Annotated in this window: 9 protein-coding genes; 7 read left to right on the forward strand and 2 right to left on the reverse strand. The window is 58.3% G+C overall.

Annotated features, from left to right (window positions below):
• The first annotated feature begins 57 nt into the window (after positions 1-57).
• The 3 genes from tssF to tssJ are packed head-to-tail and all read left to right on the forward strand — an operon-like array spanning position 58 to position 3384.
• Entirely contained in the window at positions 58-1818 is a 1761-nt protein-coding gene (gene tssF, locus ABLU78_RS23945) for a type VI secretion system baseplate subunit TssF (protein WP_047057961.1), read from the forward strand.
• On the forward strand, positions 1782-2867 hold the full coding sequence (gene tssG, locus ABLU78_RS23950) for a type VI secretion system baseplate subunit TssG (RefSeq protein WP_048228896.1): 1086 nt from the start codon (positions 1782-1784) through the stop codon (positions 2865-2867). The genes tssF and tssG overlap by 37 nt, the downstream gene beginning before the upstream one ends.
• Positions 2845-3384, forward strand: coding sequence for a type VI secretion system lipoprotein TssJ (gene tssJ / locus ABLU78_RS23955; RefSeq protein ID WP_045413530.1), 540 nt, complete (start codon positions 2845-2847; stop codon positions 3382-3384). Before tssG ends, tssJ begins: the two co-directional genes overlap by 23 nt.
• Positions 3385-3478: 94 nt before the next feature.
• Here the strand turns inward: tssJ and ABLU78_RS23960 are convergent, their stop codons facing one another.
• Both ABLU78_RS23960 and ABLU78_RS23965 read right to left on the reverse strand, forming a co-directional pair.
• Positions 3479-4744, reverse strand: coding sequence for a Y-family DNA polymerase (locus ABLU78_RS23960; protein ID WP_015366112.1), 1266 nt, complete (start codon positions 4742-4744; stop codon positions 3479-3481).
• A gap of 2 nt (positions 4745-4746) precedes the next feature.
• Positions 4747-5166, reverse strand: coding sequence for a translesion error-prone DNA polymerase V autoproteolytic subunit (locus ABLU78_RS23965; RefSeq protein ID WP_015705808.1), 420 nt, complete (start codon positions 5164-5166; stop codon positions 4747-4749).
• Positions 5167-5819: 653 nt separating this feature from the next.
• Here ABLU78_RS23965 and tssI point away from each other — a divergent pair.
• From tssI to ABLU78_RS23985, 4 genes are all read left to right on the forward strand, one after another.
• On the forward strand, positions 5820-8036 hold the full coding sequence (tssI, locus tag ABLU78_RS23970) for a type VI secretion system tip protein TssI/VgrG (RefSeq protein WP_048228894.1): 2217 nt from the start codon (positions 5820-5822) through the stop codon (positions 8034-8036).
• 12 nt (positions 8037-8048) lie between these two features.
• The gene (locus tag ABLU78_RS23975; protein WP_047042034.1) at positions 8049-9602 is read left to right on the forward strand and encodes a hypothetical protein; all 1554 of its coding nucleotides are present in this window, start codon (positions 8049-8051) and stop codon (positions 9600-9602) included.
• Positions 9599-9727: a hypothetical protein gene (locus ABLU78_RS23980; RefSeq protein ID WP_015366119.1), complete on the forward strand. Its 129-nt coding sequence runs from the start codon at positions 9599-9601 to the stop codon at positions 9725-9727. The genes ABLU78_RS23975 and ABLU78_RS23980 overlap by 4 nt, the downstream gene beginning before the upstream one ends.
• A 10-nt stretch (positions 9728-9737) precedes the next feature.
• Positions 9738-12897: DUF6531 domain-containing protein (locus ABLU78_RS23985; RefSeq protein WP_348820670.1), on the forward strand; the 3160-nt coding region annotated here is incomplete at its 3' end.

The following is a 12897-nucleotide window of genomic DNA, read 5'->3' on the forward strand; positions in this document are numbered from 1 at the left end:
CTGCAAGCGCTGCTTTACAAGCAGCGAGTTTTTCAATTCTGACATCTGAGATATTCCATGGACGATTTAACTCTGCGTTATTTTGACGCTGAAATGCGCTATCTGCGCGAGGCCGGCGAGGAGTTTGCCCGCGCCCATCCCGATCGCGCCGCGGCGTTAAACCTCGATAAAGCCGGCGCCCGCGATCCCTATGTTGAGCGCCTGTTCGAAGGTTTTGCTTTCCTGATGGGGCGGCTGCGCGAAAAGCTCGATGACGACCTGCCGGAGCTGACCGGCGGGCTGGTGAGTATGATTTGGCCGCATTATCTCCGTACCATTCCGTCATTGGCGATGGTGGAGTTCAGCGTCGACTGGCGGGAGATGAAAGAGCCGCAGCGGCTGAAGAAGGGAACGGAAGTGATCTCCCGGCCCATCGGCGAGACGGGCACCCGCTGCCGTTACACCACGACCCAGCCGCTAACTTTACAGCCGCTCGCGCTCTCCCGCGCCAGCGTCAGGGCGCAGGCCGACGGCCGCCAGGCGATTTGTCTGCGTTTTGACTGTAGCGCGCTGGTGGACTGGCGGGTGCTCGACCTGAGCCGTATTCCGTTGTATCTGAATGCCGACGCGCCATTGGCCTGCGCGCTGCATGAAGCGCTGACCCTGAATGTGGCGCGCATCGGCATACGTCTGGCGGGGGAGGCCGATAGCAGGCCGCTGGCGGCCCATTTTGCCGTTTGCGGTTTTGGCCATGATGATGCGCTGCTGCCCCAAAGCGGCGGGTTCAGCGGCTACCAGTTGCTGCTGGAGTATTTCAGCTTTCGTGAAAAATTTATGTCGGTCGCGCTGTGCGGGCTGGAGAATATGACGTTTCCTGATGCGCCGGGATGGTTTGAGATCGAGGTCGTGCTGGATAAACCGTGGCCGCAGGAGTATGCGTTGTCAGAGAAACATCTGCGTTTACACTGCAGCCCGGTTATTAACCTATTCCCGCTGGAGTCGGATCCGCTGCATCTGGATTCACTACAAAGTGAGTATCTGCTGCGCCCCATGCGCGTCCAGGATGGACACACCGAAATCTATTCGGTGGAGTCCGTCACCTCTTCACGTCTTTCCGGCACCCAAGTGTATGTGCCGTTTACCAGTTTTCGCCACAAAGGCGGCATGTTGCGCCATGATGCGCCGGAATATTATTACCACACGCGCGTTAAACGTGGCCCGTCCGGGCTGCATGATACCTGGCTGACGCTGGGCGGCGAGGCGTTTGACCAGCATCGCGTGCCGCAGAATGAAACCCTGTCATTGAGCCTGATCGGCACCAACGGCCAGTTGCCGCGGCGGGCGCTGCAAAGCACGCTGCTGGACACGGTGGTCAAATCCACGACGTCGCGACTCCAGGTGCGCAATCTCAGCGCGCCGACGTTGCCGTGTTATCCACCGGATCGCGACCGTTTTCACTGGCGGGTACTGAGCCATCTCGGTAGCAGCTTCCTGTGGATGATGGATAACGCCGAGGTGTTGCGCGGCGCGCTGGCGTTGTACGACTGGACGGACAACGAAATGAACCGCCGTCGCCTGCAGGCGATCGTCGACGTGAGCCACTGTGAGGTGGAACGTTTTGCCGAGGGGCACTTTCTACGCGGCGTGCAGATAGAGGTGACGCTCGACGGTAACGGCTTCGCCGGGCACGGCGACATCTGCCTGTTTGGCGAGATGCTCAACCGCTTCTTTGCCCTGTATACCGACATCCATCTGTTTAATCGTCTGATTCTGATACTGCAACCTACCGGAGAGCGTCTCGAATGGCAGGAGAACCACAAACGCCGCATTCCCGGCTGAGCCCGCGGCTGGAGCGGGATATTCAGCGCATCAACTTTTACCGCTTCTGCCAGCTACTGGAAAAATCGCGACCTGGCGCGCCGGAATTAGGCCGCACGCTAAACCCGGCGGATGATCCGGTACGCTTTCGCCCGCATCCGGGGATGGGTTTTCCGGTCAGCGAACTCAAAGCGGTGGAGTATGATGAGGCGCATCCCGACGCGCCGCCGACGCTGCGCACCACCTTTATGGGGCTATACGGTGTCGATTCGCCGTTGCCCACCGCCTGGCTGGATGATATTGCGCAGCAAAGAGAAGGGCATGAGGCGCAGGAAGCATTTCTCGATATTTTTAACCACCGCATTCTGAGCCAGTTTTATCGCATCTGGCGCAAATACTCGTATCCGGCAACCTTTGAAGACGGCGGTCGCGATCGTACTTCACAGAGCCTGCTGGGGCTGATCGGGCTTGGCATTCCCGGCACCGCTCAGCATATTGCCGCGCCGGTATCTCGCTTTCTGGCATTACTCAGCGTGATGCGCCTGCCCGCGCGTACCGAAGAGGGGATTCAGGCGCTGGTACGATTGTTGGCGCCCCATACGCGGGCGGAAGCGTCGCCGCACTGCCCACGGACGGTGTACCCGGCGCAGCCGCTGGGTTTTTACGGCGATAACGATTTCCTGCTTGATGGCTACACGGTGCTGGGCGATGAAACGACCGAGATTGCCAGCCAGTTGCTGATCGCGCTGTACACCGATGATATCGCCGAGGCCGCAGGCTGGATGCCGGAGGGGCAAATCTATGCGGACTTTCTGGTTCTGCTGCGGGTTTATCTCGGCTGGCGCTATAAGGCCAAAATCACCTTAACGCTTCCCACGCCGCTGTTACCCGCGCCGGTACTCGGTGAATCGCCGTTTATGCTCGGCATAAGCGGCGTTCTGGGCATGGAGGGGGACGCGGTTCCGCCGGATTTACCGGCCACGTTTACCACGGAACTGGGCGGCTACCGCGGCATGCCGCTTGCATCATTATCACAAGGAAACCAACGTGTTGCATATCACTTCGCTTAAACTATCCGCACTGATTCTTCTGCCATTCATGCTGGCGGGTTGCGGGCTAACACAGAAAATCAGCGACGGCGCTTCGTCCGCCGTAAAGTCAGTATTTTATCGCCAGGTGAAAACGCTGCGTCTGGATTTTAGCGCGCGCAATGCGTTAAACACCGATAACCGTGAGGATAACAGCGCCTCCCAGCCGGTGATGGTGCGGGTCTATGTGCTGAAGGATCGCAAGACTTTCGATAAGACGGTTTACCAGCAGCTGGCGGCGGAGGGGGAGGAGATATTAAAAGACGACCAACTGGCCAGCCGCAGCCTGGTGCTCAAACCGGGAACGGAGATGAGTCTCACCATGCCGCTGGATGAACAGGCGCAGTATGTTGCCGTGGTGGCGCTGTTCCGGGCGCCGGATCTGACGAAAAACGACTGGAAGCTGGTGCTTGCCCGTGAGGATCTTGACCCGGACCGCGCGCGCGTCATTGAGGCCAGCCATCATCAACTTGTTCTGCAACCGCGGAAGGACAAGTGAGAAACGCGCTGCGCAATTTTATATTCCATAAATACCCTCACGGACGCCATGATGGCCAAACCTGATTTTATTTAAGGTTTGGCCTGTCGGGGAATCATTTAACCGTGGGCAGATCGCTATATCGGGTGGTGTATCGCGGGGAGAGCATTTCCCGCTTCATCTGCCACGGTTGCTGGATACCCTGGCCGGCGAAGTAAAGCGTCCCACGTCCGTCCTCAGCATTCAGGCGGTCCAGCACCTCCATCAGTTTTTGGCTATTTTTTCGCGGCGCATTTTCGTCAAACAGATTAAGTTGCGCGACGCCCTGGCTATAAAAATCGCCCAGCATCACCCCGGCTTTCTGGTACCGACAGCCACTTTGCCAGATGGCATCCAGACAACGCGTCGCGGCGGCGATAATATCTCTGCTGTCCTGCGTTGGGGTAAGCAGGGTGACCGAGGCATTATTGGCGTAATACCGTTCATCAGGCGCGAAGGGCGACGTTTTTACAAAGACGGAGATAAACCGGCAGTATTGATGTTCCTGACGAAGTTTCTCTGCGGCCCGGGAAGCGTAACTACAGATGGCCTGGCGCATTTCTTCGTACTCGGTGATGCGATGGCCGAACGAACGGGAACAGATAATCTCTTGCTTTACCGGGGCAAACTCTTCCAGCTCGAGACAGGGCTCGCCGCGTAATTCACGGACGGTTCTTTCCAGTACGACATTAAAGTGTTTCCTGATGAAGCGGATATCCGTGTCAGCCAGCTGCAATACCGTCCGGATCCCCATCGTTTCAAGCCTCTTCGCTATGCGTCGACCCACTCCCCAAACCTCTTCCACCGGTAGCGCCGCCATCAATTTTCTTTGCCGCTCCGCATTCGACAGGTCAACCACGCCTCCTGTCTGCTGTTGCCAGCGTTTTGCCGCATGATTCGCCAGTTTAGCCAGCGTTTTTGTCTGGGCTATTCCGACGCCCACCGTCAGGTGTGTGCGTTGCCGCACCGTGGCTCTGAGCTCATGTCCAAATTCGGTAAGAACGCGGCAGTTACGCACGCCGGTAAGATCGCAAAAAACTTCATCAATGGAGTATTTTTCACAGCGAGGCGACATCTCTTCAAGCGTCGTCATTACCCGGTTGGACATATCGGCGTAGAGTTCATAGTTGCTACTGAAGCAAACCACGCCATGATGTCTGAAGATATCTTTTTGTTTAAAGTACGGTTCACCCATTTTCACAAACGGTTTGGCTTCCGCAGAACGTGAAATCACACACCCGTCATTATTGGACAAAACAACCACCGGGCGGCCGCGTAAGTCCGGGCGAAAGACGGTTTCACAGGAAGCATAGAATGAGTTCACATCACACAGGGCAAACACGATCAGCCCGCCGATTTCACGATGTAGGTCACCACGCCAAAAATTTCCAGACACTCTTCACTGCCTGGCATAATCGGCTGGTAGGCGGGATTATCAGGTTTGAGCATGACAACAGGATGTAACTGGAGGCGCTTAACCGTGAATTCTCCATCCACTGCGGCAATAACGATGCTGCCATGGACGGCCTTGCGGGAGCTATCCACCACCAGTAAATCACCATCGCCAATGCCAGCGCCAATCATTGAGTCACCGCTTGATTTCACAAAGTAGGTGGCGCCTGGATGCTGAATCAGCAGTTCATTCAGGTCGATACGCCGTTCAACATAATCCTGCGCGGGGCTAGGAAAACCGCAGGGAACAAGATCGCTGAACAGGGGGAGTGCCACGATCTGGCGTAGTTCGGTTAGTGTGAAAAACTGCATGATGATCACCGATTATCTTTACTGTATGTATATACAGTATTGTAGATCGATGGCAGAGATCAAGAGGGTCGTACATTATCAAAACCTGCGCCAGCGCCCGGCAGGCGGGGGTTTTATGTCTGAAGCCGATTGATAAACAATAGATTATCTCATCGCTAATATTAGCGACTGCGCCGTTTAGCGGGCGAAAATAGCGCGACGATTTTATGTAAAAACAATCTGAATATGACTGAGGTAAAGGATCTGATATTAACGAGACAGGGGATGTCTGAGCGATTAACGACCAGGGATTGCTCACCGGCCGACCGTATGCAAGAGCAGGCCGGTGAGCAAATGGCTGTGATGGCAGTTCGCAGCCGCGGTTATTTTAAAGCGTCCGGGCCGGTTTAAACATATTTCTTCGCGCCAGGAGACTATTTTCAGACTTACCTCATTACCGTTTCTAATAAGTCAAACCAGTAATTAACGCCTGTTAAGAAAGCTCCACTACTAATAATGACGGTATAAAGATGAACAAAAGCACAGAGTTGAATAATTAAGAGTATTCCTGGGTGAAATCTCGGGCAGAGAGATGACTTCTGATAAATATTCAGGATAATTTATTAATCTTAAGGAATTAGCCCCGCGGCTGCCTGCACCATAAAGGAATCCATATGGTTAATCGGATATCGATCCTGTCATCTGTCGACAGCTCCTCGTTATTATTCTGGAAATTCAGCGGGCAGGAGAAATTGTCCGAACCTTTCCACTTTCAGGTCGATTTACTCAGCCAGGATTTTGCTATCGACCGTCAGGCCATGCTCGGCAAAAACATGACGGTGGCGGTTCCCGGCCAATGGGGACAGGTGCGTTATCTTTCCGGCAAAATCACCGCCGTTACCGTACGCGCCGAAGATCTTGGCGAGACGCGCTACGCCGTCTATCAGACCACGCTGGAACCCGATTTCTGGCCGATGATGCGCGACCGCAACTTCCGTATTTTCCAGCAGCAGCGGGTGCCGGATATCGTGGCCAAACTGTTTAGCGAGCATAACGTTAAGTTTGAGGACAAACTTACGCGTAGCTACCGGCAGTGGGATTATTGTGTGCAGTATGCGGAAAGCAGCTTCCATTTCATCAGCCGTTTGCTGGAGCTGGAAGGTATTAGCTATCTGTTCCGCCACGATAAAGACGGCCATACCCTGGTGCTGATGGATGACTATCAGCAGGCTGAATCCTTCCCCGGTTATGAAACTATTCCCTGGCATGCGCAGCCGGGCGGCGGCGCGGTCGGCGAAGAGGGCATTAGCCAGCTGATGGCGAGCCACGTCGTCACGCCGGGGCTTTACAGCACCGATGACTATGATTTTCGCAAGCCCCACGCCTGGATGCTGCAAACGCTGCAGAATCCGGTCTCGCCGACACCGGGCAAAATCGACGTTTACGACTGGCCGGGGCGCTTTATGGAGCACGGCGACGGCGAAGCCTACGCCCGTATTCGTCAGCAGTCCTGGCAGGCCGAACAGCAGCAAACGCAGGGTATCGCCACCGCGACCGGTATCGTCCCGGGACACACGTTTACCCTGACGCATGCGCCTAACATGGCTGATAACGCTAAATGGCTGGTGGTGGGCGCCCGCTATGATTTTGAAGAGAATCAGTATGCCTCCGGCGGCGGAAATACCGCGCAGCACCGCATCGCATTCACCGTTATTCCCGCCGCGACGCCATTTGTCCCCGCGTCAAGGACCGACTGGCCGCGCACCTACGGGCCGCAAACCGCCCGCGTGGTAGGGCCGAAAGGAGAATCGATCTGGACCGATAAATATGGCCGGATTAAGGTGAAATTCCACTGGGACCGCGAAAGCCAGGGCGATGAAAATAGCTCCTGTTGGGTGCGCGTTTCCAGCGCCTGGGCCGGCCAGGGTTACGGCGGGGTGCAGATCCCACGCGTCGGTGATGAAGTGGTGGTGGACTTTATTAACGGTGAGCCGGACCGGCCGATTGTCATTGGCCGCGTCTATAACGAAGCCAGTATGCCGCCGTGGGCGCTACCGGCGGCAGCCACGCAGATGGGTTTTATGAGCCGTTCAAAGGATGGTTCGCCGGACAACGCCAACGCCCTGCGTTTTGAAGATAAACCCGGCGAAGAGCAGCTCTGGCTGCACGCCGAGCGCAACATGGATACTGAAGTCGAAAACGACGAGACCCATGATGTCGGCAATAACCGCACCAAAACCGTCGGCAAAGACGAAACCAGCCATATCAAACAGAACCGAACCCGCACGGTGGATGGCAATGAAAGCGTTACCGTCGGCAAAGATCGCAGCAAAACCATCAATGGTAATGAAACCACCACCGTTGGGCAGAACCGTACCGAAAGCGTGAAGGGGAATGAGACCCTAAGCGTTGAGCAGAACCGCGATGAAACCATCAGCGGCAACCATACCACCACGGTGAAAAGCGACCATACCGCGACCGTCGAAGGCAAGCAGTCACTGACGGTCGTACAGGATCGCACCCGTCAGGTGCAGGGTAACGAAAGCGTCAGCGTCCAGCAGAACCGTAACGTGCAGGTCACCGGCAACCAGACGCTGGGAGTGACCGGCAATCACGATATTTCCGTGACCGGTAAGCAAACGCAGACCATCACCAGTAAGCAAGAGGTGACGATCGGCGCCGGGCGTACCCTGAGCATCACCGGCGGTGATACCCGCTTTACGCAAGGGAGCGTAACCGACAGCGCTACCGATACCGTACATATCAACGTGGGCGAAAGCGGCATTCTGATAAGTAACGGCAGCGTGGAGATTACCGCTGGCGGGTCGACGATCACCATTAACGCCGCTGGCGTGATGGTGAATGGTAAAAAGATTGAGCTCAATGCCTGACAGGGAAAGGGAATGAACGCGGCGAAGAATCCGACCGAAAAAGTAATGAGCGAGCTTGAGCTTAGCTGGCTGGACGCCAGCGAGCAGGCGGAGCAGATCCGCTTATTTATCTGGCGGACGCCTGCCGGCGGCGAGTCGCTGCTTGATGGTTTTATCGCGCTGCAGCAGCATCCTGAAGGCCGCTCGCTGCCGGATCTGCTGCTGGGGTTAACCACGCCGTTCGAGACCGGCTATGGCTACAGCGAGGCGCTCGGGCGCGAGTTTGTGGAACACTACGAAGCGACGCCGGATGCCGCTATATGGGATGCCGAACGCTTTCTCCCAACCTATAGCCCGGCGCAGTTGCGGCAGATGCTGCAGGATTTTGCGACGACATTTCATGACGATTTACGATATCTGGTATTGGTGCTGAAACCCTCCGCCGTCAGCGATGAAAAGGCGTTGAACCGCTGGTTGAACGGCTGGCTGGCGCAGGAGGCGTGCAACGCCAGACTGTTACTTATCGACACGCTTGAGCAACCGATTTGGCAGCCGCTGTATGAGGCGCATCCACGCAGGGTACGGCTGCTGACCGATGACGTCGACAGTATGAAAGTGATGCATCAAACCGCGCGCGGGCAGAGCGATCCGAATCCCGATCGCCTGTTGTTTCGCCGCTATCTGGCTGATGCCATGCTGCTGCTGGAAAAAGGCAGCGCCGCGCAGGTGGCCGCGCGCGGCGGTATGGCGCTCGGCGTCGCCCAGCGCTGCGGTTGGGCTGACCAGCAGGCGATGATGCATAACCTGATCGCCGGCGGTTGGTTGAAAGGTAACGATCATCAACGGGCCGTCGATAACTACCGCCAGGCGCAAACCATCAGTGGCGAAATTGCCGACCCGGCGCTTAAAGGACAACTGCGTACCCAAAGCACTTTTGGCGAGGCCGGCGCCTGGTTCGCGCGTAAAGAGTATCTCCAGGCGGCGAAAGGCTATCGGCGGGCGGCGGGCGAAGCGCAAACCATTCCACACCCGGTATTTGCCGTAGAAGGCTGGCGGATGTCCGGTTTTTGTCTCAACCTCGCCGGGCACCGGGCAAAAGCGATGGAGGAGTATGCCCACGCCATCCAGGCGGCGGAGCCGATCCCACGCCAGGAGCGCGCCCAGACCACGCTGCCGCTGGCATTCCAGGATCTGCTGCGCATCCATGATAAACGACGGACCGAGGCGCTTGAGGCCTGCGCGACGCGCTGGCAAAGCGAAAAACAGCGCTTAATCCAACAGGCGGAAGACCGCTTGCCGCGGGAACCCGCCGTCGAACAGGTAAAACGCGTGGACCGGCAGTTACAGCTACAGCTGGAAGCCGCGTTCGCGCTGATCCGCGAAGCGCGGGAAAAACTGATCCGCGGCGGCGATGACAGCTTTCGCCGCGTGATCCGCCTGGCGCGGGAGAAGCTGCATCCGCACTGGAACGGCCTGCCGGAGATCGCCCACCCCTTTGATGCCCCGCCGGGTGAATGGCAAAGCCTGCCTGCCTGGGGAAATACCGATGCATCATCCACTGAAAATGCAGGGAGCAACCCGCTATGAAGACCCGGATTATTATTATTGTTGCCGTGACGCTGCTGGCAATCCTGTTTTTAAGCCTTTCGGACGGCGGGTTCGCCACCGAAGTGCGCACCTTCCTGCGCGCGCTGCTGCGCGCCATGTTCTGAGGCGCGTCTGATGCACTCCGGGGCTCACTTCGACCCGCAGCTTGGCCTGGATATCCATACTTATCCCTGGCCGCTGCCGACGCCGCATATCGGCATCGTTTTCGACGTGTTTGATTATCTGCCGCTGCTGGGCACTACCGTACACGTCAACAGCATCAAACGCGCCAGCGCGGGGACCGGCGGTATTGCGGTACATATCCCGGTCGGCGGCGTGTGGGTGCCGCCGCTGCGCGCGCCCGGCGGCCCGCAGATGGAAGACGAGCTGTTTATGGGCAGCAAAACCGTCGCCGTCGATGGTGAACCGTTTTCCCGCATCGGCATGCCGGTACTGAGCTGTAACATCCTCGGAATGGTGCCGCCGTTCCGCCTGAAGCGGCTGAGCAAACCAAAGCCGCTCTCGCTGACGCTGCCGCTGACGTTTAACCTCGCGATTCCCAACAACGTGATTGTCGGCGGGCCGCCAACCATCAACCTGATGGCGCTGCTGATGCGCGCCGGGTTAAGCGGGTTGGGCAAGGGGTTGAAGAAAGTTAAAAAAACGCCGCAGTGGCGGCTGTTTATGCGGCGGTTTAAAAAGCTGCGCCAGAAGCTGTTTCGCAACATGGATCCCGGCGTCCTGAAATGCCGGGTGCTACGCGCCGAACCGGTTGATATCCGCGACGGTAGCGTGAGCCTGGAACATGAGGATTTTCTGTTACCCGGCCGCCTGCCGCTGGCGTGGACGCGAAGCTACTCGTCGGCGGATCTCGATGAAGAAGGGCTGTGCGGTTACGGCTGGTCAACCCCGGCGGACACCCGCCTTGAAATACTGGCCGATGAAGGCGTCGCGGTGCTGACTCAGCCGGAAGGGATGACGCTGTTTGCGGCGCTGCCGCAGTCCGACGGGCGCGAGCAGGGTATTGTCGGCCTGCCGGACGGCAGCCGCCTGTGGCGGGAAACCCGCAATGGCGAATGCTTCTGGCATGTTGAGCAGGAAGGGAGCGCGCGGCTGCAATTTCGCGGTAAGCGCGGGCGGCTGGCGATTTACCGGCTGGCGGACCGTAACGGTAACGGCTGGCAGTTCGACTGGCAGGGGCGCGAGCTTGAGCGTATTCGCGAGTTCAGCACGCGAGGCATGAGCGGCAGGGAGATCCTCGTCACCTGGCAGGATGGCCGCCTGCGGGCGCTACGCCTGCGCAACGCGCTGGATGACGAGATCACGCCGCTGACCCGCTATGAATACGATAGCGATAATCAGTTGAGCGCGGAGATCGATGCGCTTTCGCATCCGCGGCGCTTCTACTATCAACTGCGCCATATGACCAGCCATGTCGACCGTAACGGCCAGGGCTTTCACTACCAGTTCAATGACGAGTGGCGGGTGGTTCACGCTTGGGGCGACGGCGGCGTATGGGATTACCATTTCGCCTGGCACGACTTGCTCAACGAAGTGGAAATCACCGATTCCAACGGCCATGTAACGTCTGTCAGCTTTGATGATAACGGCCTGCCGGTTTCGGAGATCGATCCGACCGGCGGCAATACCGTCTTCCACTACGATGATTTTGGCCGCACCGTCGAACTCATTGAGCCGGACGGCAGCACGCGTCGTTGGGAGTATGATGAACAGGGGCGAATGATCGCCGAACATCTGCCGGACGGTAGCCAGATTCAGGCGGCCTACAATGAAGACGGCGATGTGCTGGCGCTGATTGATGAGAAAGGCGCCTGCTGGCGTTCGGACTATGACGAACGCGGCAACCTGCTGGCGGGAACGGACCCTACCGGCGTCACCTCGCGCTATCAGTATGATGAGTACGGGCAGCTGAGCGCGGCGGACGTGCCGGGTTCCGGGCAGAGTCGCTATCGCTATGATCGGTTTGGTTTTTTGCAGGCGCTGAGCCAGGCCGGCGCGGGAACCACTCAACTGCGGCATTCCGCGCGCGGCACCCTGCTGGAGCGTATTGACGCAGGCGGCGGCAGCAGCCGTTTCCACTGGGACAGCAAGGATCGGCTGGTGGCGATGGTCAATCCGCAGGGCGGCGAAATTCGCGTCGCTTACGACCGGGAAGATTCACCGCTTCACTTCACCGATGAAGCCGGCCAGATAACCCGTTTTCGTTATAACCGCACCGGAATGCTGGCCGCCTGCGAGACGCCGGATGGCGCGACGCTTGGCTATCAGTACGACCTGGAAGATCGCCTGCTGGCGGTGATCAACCAGAACGGTCAGCGCTGGCAGCTGGACCGCGACGTGCTGGGGCGCATCGCCGCGGAGACCGATTACTGGGGACAGGTAACCCGTTATGGCTGGGATAAAGGCAACCGGCTGATCAGCCGTGAGGATCCGCTGGGGCGGCTGGTGCGCTACGGTTACGACCGCGGCGGGCGGCTAAGCGAGCGGCGCAGCGGCGATACCCTGCAGGCGAAGTATCATTACGATCCCTGCGGACGGATGGTGCTGTGTGAGAATCCGTGGCGGCGGCTGGCGTGGCGCTATGATGACGCCGGGCGGGTGCTGCTGGAGGAGCAGGACGGTTTTCAGCTGCATTATGGCTATAACGAGCGCGGCCTGCTGGTCTCCCGGCGCAGCGACAGCGGTCATCAGGTGCGTTACGCCATGGATGAGTATGACCGGCTGAGCAAGATCCAGCTGAATGACGATGCGCCGATCGTGCTGGGTTACGATGAGGCCGGGCGGCGGGTCAGCGAGCAGCTGTCGGCGGAGGTGACGCGTCATTTCACCTACGACCGGCTCGGCCAGCTGACGTCGCAGCAGGTGTTGCAGAATGATTTACCGCTGTTCGCCAGCGGCTTCAGCTGGGATAGGCTGGGTAACCTGACCCGGCGCGATGACAGCCTGTGGGGCAGCGATCGTTACGCTTACGATCCGGTGGGGCGCTTGACGGCCCATACCGCGCCGGACGGTACGCTGCGGCAGTTTGTGCAGGATGCGGCGGGCAGCCACCTGCAGACGCAGACCCGGGCGGTGAATGAGAGCGCCGGGGGCTGGTTCCGCGAGGGGCAGCAGCACGGGATGCGTTATGTATTCGATCGCGCGGGCGAGCTGCGACAGCGGCGCGATGTCCGGCATAACGGCGAGAAAGAGGATTTCAGCTGGGACGATAACCGCCAACTGGTGGCGGTGCGCAAGGGCGAGCGGCTGGTGCGTTACGGCTATGACGGGCTGG

Source organism: Klebsiella sp. JN_Kp122 (genome assembly GCF_040062085.1).
GTDB classification, from domain to species: domain Bacteria; phylum Pseudomonadota; class Gammaproteobacteria; order Enterobacterales; family Enterobacteriaceae; genus Klebsiella; species Klebsiella aerogenes.

Bases quoted from the DNA above. Each gene is read 5' to 3' on its own strand.
- tssI (WP_048228894.1), top strand. From the start codon at position 5,820: ATGGTTAATCGGATATCGATCCTGTCATCTGTCGACAGCTCCTCGTTA.
- tssF (WP_047057961.1), top strand. From the start codon at position 58: ATGGACGATTTAACTCTGCGTTATTTTGACGCTGAAATGCGCTATCTG.
- ABLU78_RS23975 (WP_047042034.1), top strand. From the start codon at position 8,049: ATGAACGCGGCGAAGAATCCGACCGAAAAAGTAATGAGCGAGCTTGAG.
- ABLU78_RS23980 (WP_015366119.1), top strand. From the start codon at position 9,599: ATGAAGACCCGGATTATTATTATTGTTGCCGTGACGCTGCTGGCAATC.
- tssG (WP_048228896.1), top strand. From the start codon at position 1,782: ATGGCAGGAGAACCACAAACGCCGCATTCCCGGCTGAGCCCGCGGCTG.
- ABLU78_RS23965 (WP_015705808.1), bottom strand. From the start codon at position 5,166: ATGCAGTTTTTCACACTAACCGAACTACGCCAGATCGTGGCACTCCCC.